Raw genomic sequence first — 7,100 nt, forward strand, 5'->3', positions numbered from 1 at the left:
GCGTATGCTGACCCGCAGCTCCGGTGACAGACATCGTCTGATTGATAACGTTATTATGATTGGCAGTGCTGCCTGGCTCGGACTGCAGGGCTTGTGGGTATTCCCTCTGCTGACCGGTGCTGCCTATATTCTGGAAAGCCAAATTCAGGCAGGTTACTTCCGCAGTCTTTATCTGGCAGGTATTTCTTTGGCTTGCTTGATTTTTGCTAAGTATGATACCGTTGCCAATGAGCTGTCCATGAGCAATATTATTATCATGGCTCTGGCCTTCATTCTTTTCCTGCCGGAAATCCGCGTGGCAGATTACGTGAAGTCCAAGGGTGACAAAAACGGCAAGCGTCTGCTGCCGAAGCGTTTGCAGACCATGCAGGGTTATTTCTGCATGATGCTGTTCAGTCTGACATTTTTGCATGGCAATGCTATCGTACCGTCTTTGATGCCGGCTGTAGGTGCTGCGGCAGGCTGCGGTATCTATCTGTTTGTTGCGTTGCTGAAGCATGAAGTATTTTAAAGCTATTTTGGAGGTAAATATCAATGAGTGAAAACAGAAAAATTAAATTTATGACTAATAAAGGTGTTTTCGTTGCCGAAATGTTTGAGGACAAGGCTCCGCTGACTACCAAAAACTTTATCGAGCTGGTAGAAAAAGGCTTTTACGACGGTATTATTTTTCACCGTGTAATCGACGGTTTTATGATTCAGGGCGGTGACCCGACCGGTAGCGGTATGGGCGGCCCCGGCTACAAGATTAAAGACGAGTTCGGTGAAGGACTGAAGCATGACGACGAGGGCATTCTGTCCATGGCTAATGCAGGCCCGAACACCGGCGGCAGCCAGTTCTTCATTACTTTGGCACCGACTCCCTGGCTGAACGGCCACCATGCAATTTTTGGCAAGGTTGTTGAAGGCATGGATGTTGTTCGCCTGATTGGCGTAGTACCGACTGATTTCCGTGACCGTCCGCGCGAAGCTGTGACCATGGAAAAGGTAGAGGTTGTAAAATAAATGGCGGCGTTTGTATATATGCTGCGCTGCAAGGACGGCAGCTTATATACAGGCTGGACCAATGATCTGGAGCACCGTCTGGCAATGCATAACAGCGGACGCGGCGCCAAATATACGCGTGGACGCGGTCCTTTGGAGCTGGTCTACAGCGAAGAGCTGCCGGATAAGGAAGCGGCTTTGCGGCGCGAGTGTGCCATAAAAAAGCTGCGCCGGGAGCAGAAGCTCGCTTTGCTGCAGACATGGCAAGCTCGCATTGCAGAATAAAATTATAAAGATTCAGACAAATATTTGCTTTTCCTGTACATATAGGCTATAATAAGCTAAGTGAGTTTTAAAGGCTCAAATAGTAATTAGGGAGGCCTACAGATGACAGGCAAAGTTAAATGGTTTAATGCAGAAAAGGGCTATGGTTTTATCCAAAGAGAAGGCGGCAAGGATTTGTTCGTTCACTTCTCCGGTATTAAAAGCGAAGGCTTTAAAACCTTGGAAGAAGGCTGGAATGTAGAATTTGACGTTATCCAGGGTGACCGTGGCGAACAGGCAACTAACGTTGTACATGTTGAATAATAAATGCAAGTAAAAAGCTGATGCTAAGGCAGGTAACTGCCGGAGCATCAGCTTTTTTGCTGTTTGCGGGAGGATGAGAGTTCAGTTGGTGACAAAGGAGGATATTACGGAAGCCTTGGTGACAATACCGCAAAATAGTTTGTTCTCGTCAATTACGGGCAGAGGGAAGGGTGTGCTTGCCGAAAGCGGCATAATATCTGCTACGGGTGTATCAAGATTATCTATCACTGGCACGTTGCGCAGAATACTTTTCTCAAAGGTCGTATAGCCGGAAAGCACCTGCATAGCGCTATCCAATGTGATAATACCGATAAAACGCAGATGCTCATCAACTACGTAGGCACTGGATACGCCGCTGTTTTTCATATTGCGCAGAGCAACGGCAGCACCGTCGATATTGCGCACTATACATGTCTGCGTGCTCATAACGTTGCGCACAGTAAAAATTTTACTGGAATCGGCATTGTTAATAAAGCTGCGCACATAGTCATCTGCGGGATTGGTAATCATTTCCTCCGGCGTACCAATCTGCACCATGCGGCCGTCGCGCAAAATGCCGACGTGTGTTCCTAGACGGAAGGCTTCGTTGATATCGTGGGTGATAAAAACAATGGTCTTACCTGTTTTTTCCTGAATACGCAACAGCTCGAACTGTAAATCGTTGCGTACCAAGGGGTCGAGGGCGGAAAAGGCTTCGTCCATCAGCAGGATATCGGGATCGTTGGCAAGTGCGCGGGCGATACCTACGCGTTGCTTCATACCGCCGGAAAGCGCACTGATGCGCGTTTTTTCCCAGCCCTGCAGGCCAACCATTTCCAGCATCTGCATAGCCTTTTCGGTACGCTCCTTCAGCGGTACGCCGCGAATCTCCAATCCGTAGTAGGCATTTTCCAAAACATTACGGTTGCTGATAAGTCCAAAGTTCTGGAACACCATTGCTACCTTAGTGCGGCGCAGCTCTTGCAGCTGCTTATTGCTGAAATTGGTAATATTATCACCTTCAAGGTAAACTGTGCCTGAGGTTGGCGGGTTCAGCATATTCAGGCAACGGATAAGTGTGGATTTGCCGCTGCCGGAAAGACCGATGAGGACAAATACCTCGCCCTTGTTGACTGTGAAGTTTATATCAATAAGACCTGCGGTAATACCAGTAGCTTCCTGCACCTCGGTGCGGGAAGCGCCCTGCTCCAGCATGGTCATAGCCTTTTTTTCGTTTTGCGAATGCTCCAGAGGAATAAACAGCTTGTACAGGTTTTTTACTTGTAATACGGGTACAGTCATTTATTTTCCCTCCTTTTTCTTGTCAGCCAGACTTTGCGTCAGGCGGTCAATGATAATCGCAATAATAACGATAGAAATACCGGCGATGAGTCCACGACCGGATTCGGTACGGTTAATGGCAATCAGCACCTCCATGCCTAGGCCGTTGGCACCAATCATCGCGCAGGTTACAACCATCGCTACAGCCATCATCATAGTTTGGTTGATGCCGGTCATAATCGTGGGCATAGCCTGTGGAATCTGCACCTTGAACAGAGTTTGCCAACGCGAAGCACCGAAGGCAGCGGAGGCTTCGACAACATTGGGGTCAACCTGCTGGATACCGTGGCTGGTTAAGCGGATGACGGGCACGACGGCATAAACTACGGTAGCAAGAACTGCAGGCACCTTGCCGGGACCAAGCAGCATAACCGCAGGAATCATATAGACAAAGGTGGGCATGGTCTGCATTGCGTCAAGCAAAGGACGCAGCAGGCGGTTTGCCAGCCTGCTGGTGGACACAAGAATGCCGATGGGCAGGCCTAAAAGCAGCGAGATGATAACCGAGGAAATAACTACTGCCAGTGTTTCGTTCATCATGCTCCAGTAGCCGAAGGCACCGATGGCGAACAGTCCAAGGCTATAGATAATACCGCGCGACAGCTTGCCTGTGAGCACCTTGCCCAAGGCAGCGATAGCGATGATAGTCAGCCACCAGGGAATAAAGTTCAGCAATCGTTCGATAGAAAGAATGCACCAGGTAAGAATATCCTTCACCTTATTGAAGAAGCTGGCGTAGGTGGTGTTGATGTAGTTGACGAAATTGTCGATGGGCTTAGTCCAGTCCACCTGAACTTCTTCGGGAAAGCTAAGAAGCCAGTTGGCTGCAGCAGCATTATCGCCTTTGAGTGCTTTGTTGATGCTTTGCAGCTTATCCTCAGGCAGCCACTGTGCAAGCAGCTCGGGGTGGCGCTGCATGAACCAGATGGCAGCCTCGTCATAGGTGCATTTGGTATCTGCGATGTGCGCCAGTGCTTCTGCGGTGAGTGCGCTGGTGGTGTGATATTTTTGCAGGAAGGCAACAAACTCCGGTGCTTTGCTTTGCAGCTGTTTGTTGGCAACGATGCAGACGGGAACAGAGCGTGCCTCCGTCAGGCCGCGCTGAAAGCCGACTTCATTGTAGGGCTCGTCCTGCAGCAGAACGAGGTCCAGCTTGCCGGTGAGCCAGGTCGGCTCGTAGTTGTAGCCTACCATCGGTTCTCCCTTAGTGTAGGCGGCGAGGAAGGCGCTGTTCAGCGCCGGCTCGCTGCCGGAACGGAAGTAGACGTAATTTTTGTTTAAGCCGTAAGCTTCATATTTCAAATAAAGTATCTTATCAATGCTCCAGCCGGGAATAGCACCGTAAAGACGTCCCTTTGTGGGATCTTCGGGATCCTTGAAAAGATGTGCGTAGCGTGCCAGGTCTTTGACGGTTTTCAAATCCGGAGCGAGAGGTTTGATGCCGCGCTTGGCGTCACCCTCAATAAGATAGCGGGGAACATAAAGGCCCTGCTTATCATCATCAAAGTTGATGCCCAGGTTGAGCAGCTTGCCGGTTTTCATGTCAGCTTCAAAGGTAGGCACGTTATCGGTCCACAGCTCCATATGCACATCTACGTCGCCGCGGAGCAGCGCCGTCTGGATGATAGGTGTAGAGCCACTGATAATCTTAGGCGTGATGTTATAGGCGTGAGTGCCGATGAAACCGGCAACAGCGTTGTGAAATTTGACACTGTCCCAGCCGGCGTCGGCGAAAACAACCTCTTGCTTTGCTTGCTCATTAGCGGCGTTGACCTTGCCTGCTATAAATCCAAGTGAGGTCAGTATTAGTAAAAAAACGGCTGATAATTTTCGTAACATGGCTTCACCTCCGTCAAAGCAATAAAAAGAAAAATACTCCTCTTAAATTTATTTTACAAAGCGAAAATTCTTCTTGTCAACTGCAAATGCAACAATATACAAAAGAATAACTTTAAAAAACTAAAGTTATTGTAAATGCAGAGTTTTGTATAAAGAGAAGTGTATGCGGATATTGGTGAGGATGATAAAACCAATTAGAAGAGTGATTGAGAAATGTCGGAGCTAAGATTAATAGATATAGAAGAAACACCTGAAAATATTAAATTTTCGTTATGAAGAGAATGCGCACCAAAATTTCCTAAAAGGATTTTAAAAAATATTGTAGAATTATATAAATAGCTTTTTCTTACGTTTGTTATATAAAGTTGATTTTCCGAAAGGGGGATTTTGAGTGGCGGAAATAGATGTATTAATTAAGGCTGCCTTGTTGCATGACATAGGCAAGATGTGTTTGCGTGCTGACCATAGTTTGGGGAATCACTCTAATGCTGGAGCAAATTTTTTAAAAAAGTATATGGATAATTCTCCGGAAGCAGAGCAGGTTTTACGTTGTTTGCGGTTACACCATGCTAAAGCTTTGAAAACAGCAAAACTTTTAGCTGATGATTTTAGCTATATTGTATATGAGGCTGATAATATTGCTGCTGCAGCCGACAGACGCGAGCGTGAAGATGAGGGTGTTGACCGTGGCTTTGATGCACAGTCTTGCTTGCAAAGTGTGTTTAATATTTTTGGAGAACAAACCAGTAATCCGGTTAGCAAATATTATTTACGTGGGCTGAATCCTTCGGATAAATTTAATTATCCGACAACGGAAATGTGCTATGCTTCAGATGACAAGTATGAAGAGCTTGTAAATGTATTGGAAAGTAATTTTCAACGTGCCGGTATACTGGATATGAGTAATGGCGAACTATTGCGCATTTTGGAGGATGTCATGAGTTACGTACCATCCAGTACGAATAAAAATGAAGTTTGTGATATTTCGCTATATATTCATTCTAAGGTAACAGCAGCGCTTGCCTCTTGTATGTATGAATATTTTTTAGCAAATAAGATTAAAGATTATAAAAAATACTGCTATGACCAATCCGGTAATAGTGAATTTAGAAAACAGGATACATTTTTGCTTGTATCAGGAGATTTTTCTGGAATACAAGATTTTATTTATACTGTACCAAGTAAGGGTGCTTTAAAATCTCTAAGAGGTCGCTCTTTCTATTTAGAAATTTTTATGGAGAATTATATTGATGAGATTTTACAGCAGCTTGGCTTGAGCAGAGCTAATCTGTTATATACAGGCGGTGGGCATTTCTATCTTTTAGCTGCTAATACGGATACTACAAAAGACAATTTGAAGAAAATACAGAATGCCTGCAATGAATGGTTATTGGAAAAATTTGGTACAAAGCTGTATATGGCAATGGGATTTGCTCCCTGCAGTGCTTCTGACTTGCAGAATTCAGGCATGCAACGTAATGTATTTGCTGCTGTAAGTAAAAAATTAAATCAAGATAAGCTATGTCGCTATGATATTCAAAATTTGGCAAAGCTCTTTGATAGTGACAGCAGTTATAATAAAAATATTGATGGCAGCAGAGAATGCGCTGTTTGTCATATGTCCAGTAAAAAATTACTTGCGAATGGTGATGCAGGTGATATTTGTCCGACTTGCAAAGGACTATTTCAGTTGGGAGAAAAGCTTTTTAAATCTAATAGACATTTTGCTGTTTTAAGCAAAGCTGTTGGTGAAGAACTGGAGTTATTTGGTTACAATAAGCCGCTGTTTTTAGCTGTCATGGATGAAAAAGAACTGGAAGAAAACAGCACTAGCCTGTTACGTATTTATAGTAAAAACAAAGCTTTGACAGGTAGAAATATCGGTACACGCTTATGGTTGGCTGATTATTACAGCACTAATGATAAAGGTGCTGTTATGGAGTTTGAAGATTTAGCTGAACAATGTTGCGATGGTGGGCATGGTATTAAGCGTTTAGGCGTTTTACGTGCGGATGTAGATAATTTAGGTGCCGCTTTTATCGGTGGCTTTATCCGTTATGGTAAAGAAGAATCGGAAAAATATGCTACATTGTCAAGATATGCTGATTTATCCAGAGATTTAGGTATGTTCTTTAAATTGGCAGTAGGTAAGCTTTGCAGAGGTGAGCTGAATGGTTTTGAAAACATTAATCAGCAGCAATTCAGCTTATATGGCTTACAAAAGCCGGTGCAGAGAAAAGTTCATGTTGTATATTCCGGCGGTGATGATATGTTCATTGTGGGAGCATGGGATGAGCTTATAGAGCTTGCTGTAGATATAAGACGAGCTTTTACAAGGTTTACTAATGGCAAATTGAGTTTTTCAGCAG

7 protein-coding genes are annotated in these 7,100 nt (G+C 45.0%); 5 read left to right on the forward strand and 2 right to left on the reverse strand.

Features of this window, described 5'->3' with window-relative positions:
• The 4 genes from BN587_RS10440 to BN587_RS10455 all read left to right on the forward strand — a co-directional run.
• Positions 1–511 (forward strand): hypothetical protein (locus BN587_RS10440; protein WP_303684974.1); only part of this gene is annotated, 511 nt, incomplete at its 5' end.
• 23 nt (positions 512–534) lie between these two features.
• A complete protein-coding gene (locus tag BN587_RS10445) occupies positions 535–1,005 on the forward strand; it encodes a peptidylprolyl isomerase (RefSeq protein ID WP_021721089.1) in 471 nt (156 codons plus the stop codon).
• A complete protein-coding gene (locus BN587_RS10450) occupies positions 1,006–1,269 on the forward strand; it encodes a GIY-YIG nuclease family protein (protein ID WP_009145306.1) in 264 nt (87 codons plus the stop codon).
• Positions 1,270–1,371: 102 nt separating this feature from the next.
• Positions 1,372–1,572, forward strand: coding sequence for a cold shock domain-containing protein (locus BN587_RS10455; protein WP_009145305.1), 201 nt, complete (start codon positions 1,372–1,374; stop codon positions 1,570–1,572).
• A gap of 81 nt (positions 1,573–1,653) precedes the next feature.
• Here BN587_RS10455 and BN587_RS10460 read toward each other — a convergent pair whose 3' ends face one another.
• Together BN587_RS10460 and BN587_RS10465 are read right to left on the reverse strand one after the other, a co-directional pair.
• Positions 1,654–2,853 (reverse strand): quaternary amine ABC transporter ATP-binding protein, encoded by a 1,200-nt coding sequence (locus tag BN587_RS10460; RefSeq protein WP_021721090.1) that lies wholly within the window; start codon positions 2,851–2,853, stop codon positions 1,654–1,656.
• The gene (locus tag BN587_RS10465; protein WP_021721091.1) at positions 2,854–4,731 is read right to left on the reverse strand and encodes a glycine betaine ABC transporter substrate-binding protein; all 1,878 of its coding nucleotides are present in this window, start codon (positions 4,729–4,731) and stop codon (positions 2,854–2,856) included.
• A gap of 391 nt (positions 4,732–5,122) precedes the next feature.
• On the opposite strand from BN587_RS10465, the gene cas10 reads away from it, so the two are divergent.
• Positions 5,123–7,100: type III-A CRISPR-associated protein Cas10/Csm1 (gene cas10 / locus BN587_RS10470; protein WP_044484893.1), on the forward strand; the 1,978-nt coding region annotated here is incomplete at its 3' end.

The sequence above is a fragment of the Phascolarctobacterium succinatutens CAG:287 genome (genome assembly GCF_000434895.1).
GTDB lineage: Bacteria > Bacillota > Negativicutes > Acidaminococcales > Acidaminococcaceae > Phascolarctobacterium_A > Phascolarctobacterium_A succinatutens_A.